We start from the raw sequence: 11,898 nt of genomic DNA, 5'->3' as shown, positions 1-11,898 counted from the left end.
CGAGGGAGGGATAAAGATACCCAACCTAGACCTGCATGATTTCCTTTTCCTTATCCGCAAGCAAGCGGTCGACTTCAGAAATCGTGTCGTCGGTCATCTTCTGAACCTTTTCGGATTGCGAGCGGCTATCGTCCTGGCCGATTACGCCATCCTTTTCGGCTTTTTTCAGGCCTTCCATGCCATCGCGACGAACATGTCGGGCAGCGACCTTGGCTTTCTCCGCATAATCATGCGCAACCTTGACCAGCGACTTGCGGCGCTCTTCATTGAGTTCAGGCAGCGGGATGCGAAGGTTCTGCCCATCGACGATCGGGTTGAGGCCAAGGTGCGATTCGCGAATGGCACTTTCTACAGCCCGAACCATGGACTTGTCCCAGATCGAGACACCCAGCATGCGGGGCTCCGGCACGGTGATGTTCGCCACCTGATTCAGCGGCACGCGCGAGCCGTAGGCCTCAACGGTAATCGGATCCAGAACGTTGGCCGACGCGCGACCGGTTCTCAGAGACGCGATATCGCTCTTGAAGGCATTGACTGCGCCTTCCATGCGGCGCTTGATGTCGTTGAGATCGACTGATCCACTCATCGTTGGAACTCCATCTTGTTATCGTTGAACTTTCTGATCGGCAGAAAGATCGCGGTAATTTCTCAGTTGTCGGATACGATCGTCTTGAGGCCGCCGCCGGTCAAGATCTGCGTAAAGCCGCCTGGCTCATGGATCGAGAAGACGACGATCGGGATATGGTTTTCGCGGGCAAGCGCGACCGCGGCGACATCCATCACTGCGAGGCCCTTTTCCAGAACCTCGCTATGCGTCAGCGCGTCGAAGCGGGTAGCATTCGGATCCTTTTTCGGGTCGGCGGAATAGATGCCATCCACCTGGGTGCCCTTGAAGATAGCTTCGGCACCGATTTCTGCGGCGCGCAACGCAGCTGCCGAATCGGTGGTGAAGAACGGATTGCCTGTGCCGCCGGCGAAAATAACCACCCGGCCCTGCGCCATGTGATGCAGTGCCTGTCGCTGCGAGAAGCTTTCGCAGATTTCCGGCATGGCGATAGCCGAAAGAACGACGGTATCGATATCGAGCTTGCGCAGCGACGTTGCAAGCGCCAGCGCGTTGATCACGGTGGCCAGCATGCCCATATGGTCGCCGGTCACCCGGTCGCCGCCCTTGGAGGCCACAGCCACGCCGCGGAAAATGTTGCCGCCGCCGACGACCACACCAACCTCGACGCCCATGCGCCGTGCTTCGGCAATATCGGAAGCGATACGGTCGGCGACCGCGACATCGATGCCAAACCCCTGGCTGCCCATGAGAGCCTCGCCGGAGGCCTTGAGGAGAACGCGTTTATATATGGGCTGAGACGACATGACGGCTCCTTTAAAAGCGAAACGGAAACGGAGAGATCAAACGGCTTGCGGATACACGAAGGGCACCGGCTTGTCACCGGTGCCCTCATAGTTTTCACTGGATTAGGCGAGGAAATCAGCCCTTTGCAGCAGCAGCAACTTCTGCAGCAAAGTCTGTTTCTTCCTTTTCGACGCCTTCGCCGAGAAGAAGACGAGCCATGCCGGTCACTTCAATCGGTGCGCCGACTTCCTTTTCAGCTTCCTTGATGGCAGCGCCGACGGTCAGGTCAGGATTGATGACGAAAGCCTGCGACAGAAGCGCGACTTCTTCGAAGAACTTGCGCATGCGGCCTTCAACCATCTTTTCGATGATGGCTTCCGGCTTGCCGGATTCGCGAGCCTGCTCGATGAAGACGTGGCGTTCGCGCTCGGCGACGGCAGCATCGACTTCTTCGGCGCGTACGGCGAGCGGAGCCGTTGCGGCAATGTGCATGGCAACCTGACGGCCGATGGCGTTCAGTGCGTCCTTGTTACCGGTCGACTTGAGCGCAACCAGAACACCGAGCTTGCCGAGACGATCAGCAGCAGCGTTGTGGATGTAGGTGGCAACGACGCCATCTTCCACTTCGAGTGCCGCCGAACGACGCAGGTTCATGTTTTCGCCGATCGTGGCAACAGCGTCCTTGATCGTGTCGGTGACCGACTTGCCGGTTGCCGGGTAGATGGCGGCGCCGACAGCTTCGACGGAACCGTCAGTGGTGAGTGCAACGTCGGCGATGCCGCGAACGATTGCCTGGAAGGCGTCGTTACGGGCAACGAAGTCGGTTTCCGAGTTGACTTCGACGACAACGGCCTTGGTGCCGGTCGATGCAACGCCGATCAGACCTTCGGCAGCCGTACGGCCAGACTTCTTGTCGGCCTTGGCGATGCCCTTGGCGCGCAGCCAGTCGATTGCCGCTTCGATGTCGCCGTTGTTTTCGGTCAGCGCCTTCTTGCAGTCCATCATGCCTGCGCCGGACTTTTCGCGCAGTTCCTTCACCAGTGCAGCGGTGATCTCAGCCATTGTAAGCCTCTTGTCGGTTTAAATTGCGTAGCGCCGAAAAACTCGGCGAACTCAAGGTTTTGGGAACGAATGTACCCGGAAGTGTGACAGGGTGATGAAGACACCGCCGGCCTGCCCTTCAACCACAATCCGATGGATCGCAGGCGAACAGGACTTTTAAACAAACCGAGGCCAGGGATCGTCTCTCTGGCCTCGGTCGAATTGAAAAAGCAGGAACTGATAACCGTTCCAACCTTGGCCTTAGGCTTCAGCTTCGCCTTCGAGAGCCGGCTCGACCGGAGCTTCGGCGGAAGCGCCGAGGTCACGTCCAGAAGCGCCCTGCTGGCGAGCGATGCCGTCGATGGCAGCGCGAGCGATCAGGTCGCAGTAGAGAGCGATGGCGCGCGAAGCGTCGTCGTTACCCGGGATCGGGAAGTCGATCAGGTCCGGATCGCAGTTCGAGTCGATGATGGCAACGACCGGAATGCCGAGGCGCTTGGCTTCGTCGATCGCGATCTTTTCCTTGTTGGTGTCGATGATGAACATCAGGTCCGGAACGCCGCCCATGTCGCGGATACCGCCGAGAGCCTTTTCCAGCTTCTCGCGTTCGCGCTCAAGGTTCAGACGCTCCTTCTTGGAATAGCCGGACTGTTCCGAGTTCAGGATTTCATCGAGCTTGCGCAGACGGGCGATCGAGTTCGAAATGGTCTTCCAGTTGGTCATCATGCCGCCGAGCCAGCGGGAGTTGACGTAGTACTGAGCCGAACGCTTGGCGGAATCAGCAACAAGCTCGGAAGCCTGACGCTTGGTGCCAACGAACAGAACACGGCCGCCACGGGCAACGGTGTCGGACACGACCTGCAGGGCGCGCGACAGCATCGGAACGGTCTGGGCCAGGTCGATGATGTGGATGTTGTTACGGTCGCCGAAGATGTACGGCTTCATCTTCGGGTTCCAGCGGTGCGTCTGGTGGCCGAAGTGGACGCCTGCTTCGAGGAGCTGACGCATAGAGAAATCGGGCAATGCCATGCCTAGTTATCCTTTTCCGGTTGAACCTCCGCAAGGCAAACAGCACCCTCTTCGAGAATGCCACCGGGCGGAAAAATCCGGATTTCTCCCGGATGATCCCATGCCTCACGTGTGGAATATCGGTGCCCATACAGGCGATTGTGGAAAATTGCAAGCGCTGTGGTGCAGCTTTCACCGCACGACACAAGCGAAACCGGTCAGGCCTTGGCCCCGAGCCTTTGGCGGACCTGCTCGACACTCCCACGGATATAGATCGTATGCGGCTGCCCGGCGCCATTGACCGCAGCAAACGTAACGATCGTCACACCTTCTTCGAAGGGCATCACATAAAGGATCTGCGCCGGGTTGATGTAGACTTCCTGATTGTGGGTGTTTTTAAATCCGATCAATGCCATGAATCACTCCTTATTGCGGCGCAACTACAGACACGAAACTAACAATGTGTCGAGTATTGTGACGCCTAGATTCGGCACTGCGACCGCGTGTTCCAAATCAAATGGCAGGATCGTTACTAACGCGGCACCGCAGGGCACGGATCCTGCTGTGTCTTCAGCAACTCCAGCTTTACGAGGCTGCCTTCCAGCGAAAAATCACCGTAATCCATGGTCAGATCACGGGTTATGCCGTTCTCGTAGAGCTTGAAAGACATGTTGTAGACGGGCATAGGATCGCCGGCGGCGCCATCGTTGAAATAGGCGATCGTGACCGGCCAGTAGGGAGTCTTGGCAAACTCCCCGGCAGCACCGGCTTCGGTATCGCCTTTTTCCGGTGCCTCCGCCTTGCCGATCACGGTTGAGGTCAGAAGTGCCTGATCGCCGTTTTCTGAGCCATCGAAGACACGCGTCTCAAAGATACGTTTGTTGTCCTTGGCCTGCTGAATGATGTCGAGCATATGACTGGTCGGGAACGCGCTTGCCGGCAGCTCCACTTCCCTGCCATTTGCTCCCTGCAGCTCGACCTTCACCCCGCTCTCGCCTTCGCTCGCATCGCCGGTCACGCTCTTGTCGAGTTGCTCATCGGTGAAGGACTTGGTCTCGAAATGAAACTGCTTCGCGGAAAGATCTTCGAACGTCTTGGTCTGCTGGTCGCTGACACGCGTCTCCTCGCCCGTGCTGATCTTGGTGACGAGGCGGAAATTGGTCGTGAACCCGGTGCAGGCAGAGCCGTTGAATTCATAGACCATACGGCCGAACATGCCCTCGATACCGGAGCGCTCGGACGCATCCTTGAGCTTTAGGTCATAGACCGCCCTGTGAGGAATAAGCAGGCGCGCAGCACTGTCGGCGCTGATCGGCGCAGCGGAGGCGACACCGGCACTGGTGACGAGGAACAGCGCGAGGCTCGTGCGCAGCATTCATATTCTCCTGTTGGACTCGGGCGCGGGTGTTATAAGAACGCCATCAGCCAAGGTTATGACCTTGATGAAGGATTTTTGTACGCTTGACAACAAACCGGAGACCGAAATGTCCGATGCCATCGAAAGCCGCCTGAAGGAACTTGGAATTACCCTCCCCATGGCAGCGGCACCCGCAGCCAATTACGTGTCCTACGTCATCAGCGGCAACATGCTTTACATCTCCGGACAGTTGCCGACAGAAAATGGCAAGCTTGAGATCAAAGGCCTTGTTGGCAGCGACGTCGACGTGGCTTTGGCGAGCCGCGCAGCTGAACTTTGCGCCATCAACATCCTGTCGCAGGCAAAGGCAGCACTCGGCGGCGATCTCGGCAAGATCAAGCGCGTCGTCAAGCTGTCGAGTTTCGTCGCCTCCGCTCCCGGCTTCACAGAGCAACATATCGTCACCAACGGCGCATCGAACCTGATTGCAAACGTCCTGGGCGAAGCTGGCAAGCATGCTCGCGCTGCCGTTGGCATGGCCGCATTGCCGCTCAATGCCGCCGTTGAAATCGAAGCCGTTATCGAGATCGAAGCATGACATCTGCAGCCTGGATCAAGGATCTGCCCGTCGCGCATCGCGGCTATCACGACATGAACAAGGCCGTATGGGAGAACTCCCTCTCGGCCTTCGCCCGCGCTGCGGATGCCGGCTTTGCCATCGAATGCGACCTGCAGCTCTCTGCAGACAGCATCCCGATGGTGTTCCACGACGACAAGCTCGAGCGCGTCTGCGGCATCAAGGGCGACGTGCGGGAGCGCACCGCCTCTGAACTCGGCCTGCTATCCATTGGCGGAACGGCCGACAGGATCCCGACCTTGAAGCAGATGCTCAAACTGGTCGATGGTCGCGTACCGCTGGTGATCGAATTGAAAGGCCGCACCGCCGAAGAAGATGACGGCTTCGTCGATATCGTTCTCGAAGAGCTGGAAGGTTATCAGGGCAAGGTCGCGCTGATGAGCTTCGACCATCATCTGATCCGCGATCTGAAGAAGGCCGACGGACCTTATCCGATCGGCCTGACCGCTGAAGGCAGCCAGCCGGAAGAGTTCTTCAAGCATGATGAAATGGCCCAGCTTGGGCTGGATTTCATCTCCTATCACTGGTCCGACCTGCCGAACAGCTTTATCACCGCCCAGAGACAGACCGGCATTGCGTTGATTACCTGGACTGTCAGGGATGAAAACGCGCGCGAGGCTACCTATAAATATGCAGATCAGATGACGTTCGAAGGGTTTGACCCGCGCACGTCGCCCACTGCATAATTCAGGTACATGGCCGGTAATCTTTCAATCCGCATCGAACAATCCCTTGCCGCGATCAGCCCTGAAAGCTGGTCGCGGCTTGCGGGTGCTTCACGGGAAAGCTCTTCAGCAGCGGTCCCCTACAATCCGTTTCTCTCGCATGCCTTCCTTTCGTCGCTGGAACAATCAGGCTCTGCCACGGCCAAGACCGGCTGGCATGGGCATCACATTCTTCTCGAAACCGAAGAAGGCACGCTGATCGGCGCAATCCCCGCCTATCTGAAAAGCCATAGCCAGGGCGAATACGTCTTCGACCACGGCTGGGCTGACGCTTTCGAGCGGGCGGGCGGGCGTTATTATCCGAAACTGCAATGCGCCATCCCCTTCACGCCGGCTACCGGCCCTCGCCTGCTGGTCGCTTCCAGTTATGATCGCGAGACGATGCAGACGACGCTCGCCGCAGGTCTCCAGGAAGTGACACGACAACTCGCAATATCGTCGGCGCATGTGACCTTCGTGCCGGAAAACGAAATTGAGACATTCGAGGAGGCCGACTACCTCCATCGGACCGATCAGCAATTCCACTTCATCAACGAAGGCTATGTCGATCACGACGCATTCCTCGAAACGCTGGCGTCACGCAAGCGCAAGGCGCTGAAAAAGGAACGCCGCGCCGCATTGGAGAATGGAATTTCGATCGACTGGCTGACCGGCGCCGACCTGACCGAGGATATCTGGGATCAATTCTTCGCTTTCTACATGGATACCGGCGGCCGCAAATGGGGCAGACCATATCTGACCCGTAGCTTCTATTCGCTGATAGGCAGCCGCATGGCCGATGACATTCTGTTGGTCATGGCAAGACGCGATGGTCGTTATATCGCCGGCGCGATCAATTTTATCGGTGGTGATACGCTCTACGGCCGTCACTGGGGCTGTATCGAGGATCATCCCTTCCTGCATTTCGAAGTCTGTTATCATCAGGCCATAGACTTCGCCCTTGCCAAGGGGCTGAAGCGCGTCGAAGCCGGTGCCCAGGGCGAACACAAGCTTGCCCGCGGTTATCTTCCAGTCACCACCCATTCCATGCATTACATCGCCCATCCGGGCCTGCGCCGCGCGATTTCCGATTATCTGGAGCGCGAGCGGCAGGAGGTGGACGGCATGAACGAATACCTATCCGAGCACAGCCCTTTCCGAAAAGGCGAGCGGCAGCAGGATGATTGATTGAAGTAATTCCGGCAAAAGCGAGCACCGGTTTTGCGTTCGGAATTGCGTTGAAAGAAGCAGATAGGAGAGGACTTCCATGAGCTACGACGACAAAAACATCTTCGCGAAGATCCTGCGCGGCGAGATCCCTTGCCACCGCGTTTACGAGGATGCCGACACTCTGGCCTTTATGGATGTCATGCCGCAATCCCCAGGTCACCTCCTGGTGATACCGAAGACGCCCTCGCGCAATATTCTCGACGCTGACCCGGCCACCCTGTCGAAAGTCATTCCGATCGTGCAGAAGCTTGCCAATGCGGCCAAAGATGCGTTCGACGCCGATGGCATCACGGTCACGCAGTTCAACGAACCGGCTGCCGGCCAGACCGTCTATCACCTGCATTTCCACATCATCCCGCGCTATGAAGGCGCCGGCCTGAAGCCGCATAGCGGCCAGATGGAAGACCATGGCGTTCTGGCTGCCAACGCCAAAAAGGTCGTTGATGCACTCGGCGCCTGATCAGGCTTTGAGCAGAAACAGGCCTGCGACAAGGATGGCGATCGGTGCGATGACGCCGATCGCCACCTTCTTGCCCGTCAGCAGAAAAATGCAAAAGCCGATACCCGCGGCAGAAAGCCGAAGCCAGAGCGGAGAATCGGCCAATACGCCTGTTGGAAAAACGATCAGCTTGGCGGTGACGGCCATCACGAGCGCTGTCGCAACCGCCCTCACCCAGTTCAGCGCCTCGGATTCCTCATTCAGCCTGTTGCCGGCCAGAACGCCGAGCCAGCGCCAGAAGTCCGTTGCGATAAAGCCGGCAACGGTGATCAGGATATAGGTCCAGTATTCCTCAAGCATCACGCGGCCTCCTCAACGGCACGCCGACGCTGTCGCCGGTATCGATCGATCAGGTAGGCAACGGTTCCGCCGCCAAGGCCGGCAATCAGCACATCGAATTGCGGAACAACAAGCGCCAGCAGCGGTCCTGCGGCGATGCCGATGATAAAGGCGAGCTTAACAACGAACTGCCTGGAACTCGCCCAGATCGACGAGATGAAATAGACCGGCGTCAGCATGAAGAGTGCGCCCGCGACGACCGGCGGAAACTGCGAAACGATGCCATAGCTGATGCCGACGATCGCCGCATTACCACAGGTAAGCGTGAGGCCGAAACCGGCAAAAAAGGCGACCCGGTTCTGGCGCGGCACGTCACGCAGATGCGTCGAGGCGAACACCCAGGAGGTGATCGCAATGAAATGCGAAAGAAACAGAAGCAGCCAGACGGGCGTCTTCTGCGTCCGCATTTCCGGCACGATGGACGCAACCATCGGCATCATACGAATGGCGGACAAGGTCACTGCAAGAAACGACGCAACGATATTGGCTCCACCGATCATCGAGCCGACAAGGATCATCTGCGACGGCAGGGCCCAGACGCCGAGCGTCATGATCACGGCCTCCCAACGCGTCAACCCTGCCTGTAGCGCGAATGCGGCAAACCCGACATAGGACGTCATCAGAATAATGGCGGGAAGCGAGATGACGCCGCGCATGCCAGTCAGGAACCATTTCAAGTTACCGGGCTCATTGCGCTGCTCTGCAGACATAGGCATTCCATTTGCTGTTGATCAAATATGCCTACAAATACAAAGATGCCGGGACAAGCCCGGCATCTTTCATTCAATCGATATGAGAGCGATTACTTACTCTTCGGCACACGCGGAACGGTGCTGCTCTTGCGTGGCTTCGGCGCTTCTTCGGCGATTACGTCGCCGTCGTCATCTGCTTTGGCTTTGGCTGCTGCGCCCTTACCGCCATCCTTGCCCTTGGACGAGGATTTCTTGGCGGCCTTCGGCTTTACAACCTTGGCCTTTGCCTCTTCGGCAGCCTCTTCCACTTCGGCCTCCGGCTTGGGCTTTACCGGCACGGCTTCCGGAATGGAATCGAGCACCAGCTTGTCCTTGCCGTTGTCGTCCTTGCCGACCGTGACGCGGACTACACCACCCTTGCGCAGCGCACCGAACAGGATCTCGTTGGCGAGCGGCTTCTTGATGTATTCCTGGATCACGCGGGAAAGCGGGCGAGCGCCCATCTTCTCGTCGTAACCCTTGTCGGCCAGCCAAGCGATCGCATCCTCATGCAGGTCAAACGTGACGTTGCGTTCGGACAGCTGGGTTTCCAGCTGCATGACGAACTTCTGCACGACCTGATGGATGACGGCCGTCGGCAGCGGCGCAAACGGGATCGTCGCATCGAGACGGTTGCGGAATTCCGGCGTGAACAGGCGGTTCAATGCCTCTTCGTCTTCGCCGGTGCGCTTGGAGGAACCGAAGCCGAAGGCAGCCTTGGCCATTTCCGAAGCGCCCGCATTGGTCGTCATGATCAGGATGACGTTGCGGAAATCGATCTTCTTGCCGTTGTGGTCGGTCAGCGAACCGTGGTCCATGACCTGCAGCAGGATGTTGTAGATATCCGGATGCGCCTTCTCGATTTCGTCGAGCAGCAGCACACTGTGCGGATGCTGATCGACCTGATCGGTCAGAAGACCGCCCTGATCGAACCCGACATAGCCGGGAGGTGCGCCAAGCAGCCGCGAGACCGTGTGGCGTTCCATATATTCCGACATGTCGAACCGCAGCAGTTCCACGCCGAGCGAGGCGGCAAGCTGCTTGGCCACTTCCGTCTTACCAACGCCTGTCGGGCCGGAGAAGACGTAGGAACCAATCGGCTTGTTCGGCTCGCGCAGGCCGGCACGCGCCAGCTTTATAGCGGTTGAAAGTGCTTCGATCGCGGCATCCTGACCGTAGACGACGGACCGCAGTTCCTTTTCCAGGTTGGCGAGAACAGCCTCGTCATCCTTGGAAACGGTTTTAGGCGGTATCCGCGCCATCGTCGCGATGGTTGCCTCGATCTCCTTCTCGGTGATCAGCTTGCGGCGCTTGGAGGCCGGCAGCAGCATCTGCGCCGCACCGGTCTCGTCGATCACGTCGATCGCCTTGTCCGGCAGCTTGCGGTCTGAGATGTAGCGGGCCGACAGTTCGACGGCCGACTTGATCGCCTCGTTGGTGTAACGAAGCTTGTGGTAGTCCTCGAAATAGGGTTTGAGGCCCTTCATGATCTCGATCGCATCCGGGATCGACGGCTCATTGACGTCGATTTTCTGGAAACGGCGGACCAGCGCCCGGTCCTTTTCGAAGAACTGGCGGTATTCCTTGTAGGTGGTCGAGCCGATGCAGCGGATCTGCCCGGAGGACAGAGCCGGCTTCAACAGGTTGGACGCATCCATCGCGCCACCGGATGTTGCACCCGCACCGATAACGGTGTGGATTTCGTCGATGAACAGGACCGCACCCGGAAAATCTTCCAGTTCCTTGACGACCTGCTTCAGACGCTCTTCGAAGTCGCCGCGATAACGGGTGCCGGCGAGCAGCGTGCCCATGTCGAGCGAGAAGATCGTCGCATCGGCGAGCGCTTCCGGCACCTTGCCTTCGACGATACGCTTGGCGAGACCTTCGGCGATCGCAGTCTTGCCCACGCCCGGATCACCCACATAAAGCGGGTTGTTCTTGGAGCGACGGCACAAGACCTGAATCGTCCGGTTGACTTCCGAATGGCGACCGATCAGCGGATCGATCCGCCCGTCCTTGGCCTTGTCGTTCAGATTGACGCAATAGGCCTTGAGCGCATCGGCCGGCTTCTTGGCTGCACCCTCTTCCGGCTCCCCGCCACGCGAGGGCTTGGCTTCGGAATCGGGTTCTTCGGAACCGCGCGGCGTACGGGACTGGGAGGAACCCGGGCGCTTGCCGATACCGTGGGAGATGTAATTGACCGCGTCGTAACGGGTCATCTCCTGCTCCTGCAGGAAGAATGCAGCATGACTTTCGCGCTCGGCGAAGATCGCCACGAGCACATTGGCACCAGTTACTTCTTCACGACCGGAAGACTGGACATGGATGACGGCCCGCTGGATGACACGCTGGAAGCCGGAGGTAGGCTTCGAGTCTTCGTCATAGCCGGTCACGAGGTTGGCAAGTTCGTTATCGACATAGTCGGCAACGGTCTTGCGCAGGTTTTCAAGGTTGACGTTACAAGCGCCCATGACCGCCGCCGCATCCGCGTCATCAATCAACGCGAGAAGCAGATGTTCGAGCGTGGCATATTCGTGATGCCGCTCGTTGGCGAAGGTCAGTGCCTGATGCAGCGCCTTTTCAAGACTAGGCGAAAATGTGGGCACGTCGGGTTCCTCACTTCTTTTCCATGACACATTGTAGCGGATGCTGATGCTGTCTGGCGAAATCCATTACCTGGCTCACCTTCGTTTCCGCTACTTCGTAGGTATAAATGCCGCATTCACCCACTCCATGGTTATGAACGTGGAGCATGATAAGTGTGGCAGCCTCCCTGTCCTTCTGAAAGAACCGCTCCAATATGTGGATGACGAAGTCCATCGGGGTGTAGTCGTCATTCAAGAGGAGTACGCGATACAGGTTCGGACGTTTCGTCTTGGGTTTGGTACGCGTGATGACCGAGGTTCCGCGGTTGGCGTTATCCCCATCACCATCTTTTTCTTTTTCCATCGAGATCGGCAGTGCGATCATCATTCATCATCCCCAGGTGCCGACAACCATT

At 58.1% G+C, this 11,898-nt stretch carries 14 protein-coding genes; 4 read left to right on the top strand and 10 right to left on the bottom strand.

All coding sequences use genetic code 11. From position 1 onward, the window contains the following. Positions 1-25 precede the first annotated feature (25 nt). The 6 genes from frr to GGE33_RS05580 form a co-directional block, all read right to left on the bottom strand. On the bottom strand, positions 26-586 hold the full coding sequence (gene frr, locus GGE33_RS05605; RefSeq protein WP_148148058.1) for a ribosome recycling factor: 561 nt from the start codon (positions 584-586) through the stop codon (positions 26-28). A gap of 62 nt (positions 587-648) precedes the next feature. Next, positions 649-1,371, bottom strand: a complete 723-nt coding sequence (pyrH, locus tag GGE33_RS05600) for a UMP kinase (protein WP_148148057.1) — start codon at positions 1,369-1,371, stop codon at positions 649-651. Between the two features lie 115 nt (positions 1,372-1,486). Next, positions 1,487-2,413 carry a translation elongation factor Ts gene (gene tsf, locus GGE33_RS05595; RefSeq protein WP_148148056.1) on the bottom strand — a complete coding sequence of 309 codons (927 nt, stop codon included), beginning with the start codon at positions 2,411-2,413 and terminating at the stop codon, positions 1,487-1,489. A gap of 240 nt (positions 2,414-2,653) precedes the next feature. Then, complete coding sequence (rpsB, locus tag GGE33_RS05590) at positions 2,654-3,421, bottom strand: 30S ribosomal protein S2 (RefSeq protein WP_148148055.1); 768 nt, start codon at positions 3,419-3,421, stop codon at positions 2,654-2,656. 197 nt (positions 3,422-3,618) lie between these two features. Then, positions 3,619-3,816: a hypothetical protein gene (locus tag GGE33_RS05585; RefSeq protein WP_148148054.1), complete on the bottom strand. Its 198-nt coding sequence runs from the start codon at positions 3,814-3,816 to the stop codon at positions 3,619-3,621. A gap of 116 nt (positions 3,817-3,932) precedes the next feature. Then, positions 3,933-4,775 (bottom strand): cell envelope integrity EipB family protein, encoded by an 843-nt coding sequence (locus GGE33_RS05580; protein WP_183821528.1) that lies wholly within the window; start codon positions 4,773-4,775, stop codon positions 3,933-3,935. Between the two features lie 109 nt (positions 4,776-4,884). Here GGE33_RS05580 and GGE33_RS05575 point away from each other — a divergent pair, with 109 nt between their 5' ends. The 4 genes from GGE33_RS05575 (at position 4,885) to GGE33_RS05560 (ending at position 7,788) form a co-directional block, all read left to right on the top strand. Next, the gene (locus GGE33_RS05575; RefSeq protein ID WP_183821527.1) at positions 4,885-5,355 is read left to right on the top strand and encodes a RidA family protein; all 471 of its coding nucleotides are present in this window, start codon (positions 4,885-4,887) and stop codon (positions 5,353-5,355) included. Then, entirely contained in the window at positions 5,352-6,080 is a 729-nt protein-coding gene (locus tag GGE33_RS05570; RefSeq protein WP_183821526.1) for a glycerophosphodiester phosphodiesterase, read from the top strand. Before GGE33_RS05575 ends, GGE33_RS05570 begins: the two co-directional genes overlap by 4 nt. A 9-nt stretch (positions 6,081-6,089) precedes the next feature. Next, positions 6,090-7,286 (top strand): GNAT family N-acetyltransferase, encoded by a 1,197-nt coding sequence (locus GGE33_RS05565; protein WP_183821525.1) that lies wholly within the window; start codon positions 6,090-6,092, stop codon positions 7,284-7,286. Between the two features lie 79 nt (positions 7,287-7,365). Next, positions 7,366-7,788, top strand: a complete 423-nt coding sequence (locus tag GGE33_RS05560) for an HIT family protein (RefSeq protein WP_183821524.1) — start codon at positions 7,366-7,368, stop codon at positions 7,786-7,788. On the opposite strand, the gene GGE33_RS05555 is transcribed toward GGE33_RS05560, so the two are convergent. The 4 genes from GGE33_RS05555 to clpS all read right to left on the bottom strand — a co-directional run bounded on the left by GGE33_RS05555 (position 7,789) and on the right by clpS (position 11,867). After that, positions 7,789-8,127 carry an AzlD domain-containing protein gene (locus tag GGE33_RS05555; RefSeq protein ID WP_210303570.1) on the bottom strand — a complete coding sequence of 113 codons (339 nt, stop codon included), beginning with the start codon at positions 8,125-8,127 and terminating at the stop codon, positions 7,789-7,791. Then, a complete protein-coding gene (locus tag GGE33_RS05550; RefSeq protein ID WP_183821522.1) occupies positions 8,127-8,876 on the bottom strand; it encodes an AzlC family ABC transporter permease in 750 nt (249 codons plus the stop codon). Before GGE33_RS05550 ends, GGE33_RS05555 begins: the two co-directional genes overlap by 1 nt. Positions 8,877-8,968: 92 nt before the next feature. Further along, positions 8,969-11,503: an ATP-dependent Clp protease ATP-binding subunit ClpA gene (gene clpA / locus GGE33_RS05545; protein ID WP_183821521.1), complete on the bottom strand. Its 2,535-nt coding sequence runs from the start codon at positions 11,501-11,503 to the stop codon at positions 8,969-8,971. Positions 11,504-11,513: 10 nt separating this feature from the next. Continuing rightward, complete coding sequence (clpS, locus tag GGE33_RS05540; protein WP_112503791.1) at positions 11,514-11,867, bottom strand: ATP-dependent Clp protease adapter ClpS; 354 nt, start codon at positions 11,865-11,867, stop codon at positions 11,514-11,516. Positions 11,868-11,898: the final 31 nt, after the last annotated feature.

It is taken from the genome of Aliirhizobium cellulosilyticum, from assembly GCF_014198105.1.
GTDB classification, from domain to species: domain Bacteria; phylum Pseudomonadota; class Alphaproteobacteria; order Rhizobiales; family Rhizobiaceae; genus Neorhizobium; species Neorhizobium cellulosilyticum.
The sequence above is the reverse complement of the archived record's forward strand: the minus strand, read 5'-3'. Positions and strand labels throughout refer to the sequence as shown.